The organism is Streptomyces sp. YS-3 (assembly GCF_045257485.1).
Taxonomy (GTDB): domain Bacteria; phylum Actinomycetota; class Actinomycetes; order Streptomycetales; family Streptomycetaceae; genus Streptomyces.
In genome coordinates this window covers 1-1,653 of the sequence record NZ_JBJHPC010000936.1, presented here as the reverse complement: position 1 = coordinate 1,653, position 1,653 = coordinate 1, and the positions used below count along the sequence as shown (strand labels likewise).

At 73.4% G+C, this 1,653-nt stretch carries 2 protein-coding genes; one reads left to right on the top strand and one right to left on the bottom strand.

Annotation, left to right across the window (positions count from 1 at the left end):
- On the bottom strand, window positions 1-640 hold a 640-nt coding region (locus ACJA3G_RS36440; RefSeq protein ID WP_406557310.1), incomplete at its 3' end, for a hypothetical protein.
- A 256-nt stretch (window positions 641-896) separates the two neighbouring features.
- Here ACJA3G_RS36440 and ACJA3G_RS36435 point away from each other — a divergent pair.
- On the top strand, window positions 897-1,653 hold a 757-nt coding region (locus ACJA3G_RS36435), incomplete at its 3' end, for a helix-turn-helix domain-containing protein (RefSeq protein WP_406557309.1).

Sequence of the window (1,653 nt, the reverse complement as noted above, 5' to 3'; positions counted from 1 at the left end):
GGCCGGGGGTTTCGGCGGAATCGTTGCCGTCGGGATCGCAGCCGAGCAGGGTCATCAGCGCCTCCAGCTTCTGCCGTGGGAGGGCGCCGACCGCCCGGAAGGCGTGCGCGTGGACGCCCCTGTCGTGCAGGATCCGCTCCATCTCCCGCCGGGCGGACTGCCGTTCCAGGTCCTGGAGCCGCTCGCGCAGGACGCGGGCGAGGGCGCGGTCGGCGGGTTCGGTGAGCCAGCCGGAGTGCACCCGGAACCACTCGCTGATGCCGAGGACCGTGTGGACGCTGGGGACGGCGGGGTGGTCCGGTTTCCGGTAGGCGCGCAGTGCCTGCGGGGTAACGCCGATGCCCTGGGCGATCTCGGCCTGGGTGTGCGGCGACACCGCCTCCCCGACCGGCCGTACGACGCCGTCGCCGCACCTCCTGCGGGTGTTCATCAGGAGCTCCAGGCGCTGCTGGACACGGGCCGCCACTCCGGGGTCGGCCACCCGCCCCCCGGCGAGCAGCTCCCGTACGTCCGCCGCCGGGACCCCGGAGGCGTAGGAGAGCTCCACGGCGTCCAGGACGTCCTCGGGCCGCCGTTCCAGCTCCTCGATCAGGGACCGTACGCGGTCCAGCGTCGCGTCGAGCCCGCAGGCGTCAGTCACGGCATCCCCTTGTCGTACCCCGCCGTCGCTCCTCAGAGGCCCGAGCGTAACGACTGCGGCGGCTTGAACCCACCCCCCGGAGCAAAGCAGGCTTTCCCCGGGGGGAAAGTCCGGTTGACATCGGTGGCGGGGGAGTTGCAGGATCACGACAAAGGTGACGGAGTGTCAATACGACGTCGCCGCGCGGGACTTCGCGCGCCCGCCGTCCTCAGCGGCGAGGGACCGAAGACCCCGCACCACGGGGACGGGGACGGGGATGACCATGACGGTGGGCAGGCACGAGGTCTTAGGGGTGGAGCACCCGGCGCGGACGGGGGCGAGCGGACGGCCCGTACGCCCCGAACCGCTCCAGGAACTCATCCGGGGCCGCCGCAGCTGTCTGGGACTGAGCCAGGAGGCCGTGGCCGAACGGCTCGGGGTCAGCTCGCGCGCGTACGGCAACTGGGAGCGCGGCCGGGTCAAGGAGTGGACCGACGGCAAACTCCTCGCCCTCGCCGATGTCCTGGAGATGTCGGACTACCAGGTGGAGCGTCTGTTCCGGCTCACCGTCGGCCGCTTCCCCGCCCGGGTACGCAGGCCCCTCACCCAGGGCGGGCGGACGTGCGGCAAGGCCGCGCAGGCCGTCCTCGCCGACTACGACGTGATGATGAACGCGCTCTCGCTGCCCGCCCTCCTCATCGACCACCGCTGGGAGGTACAGGCGGCCAACCACGCCTACCGGGACCTGTTCGCGGGCCTGAGCACCCACCCGGACGCCGATCCCGCCCACAGCTTCCTGCGGTTCGGCCTGCTGCACCCCGACGCCGGGAGCATCCTCGCCAACCACGCCGACTGGCGGATCTCCCTGCTGTCCGCGCTGGCCGCGGCGCGGGAGCAGTACCCCGGTGATCCCGCGCTGCGCGCCCTGCACGCCGAGGTGCACCGCCGCCCCTCGCTGCGCGCCCTGTGCCGGGACGCGGTCGACGGCTGCGCCCCGGACGCCGGCGCCGACCTCGCCCACCCCGAGGGCCCCC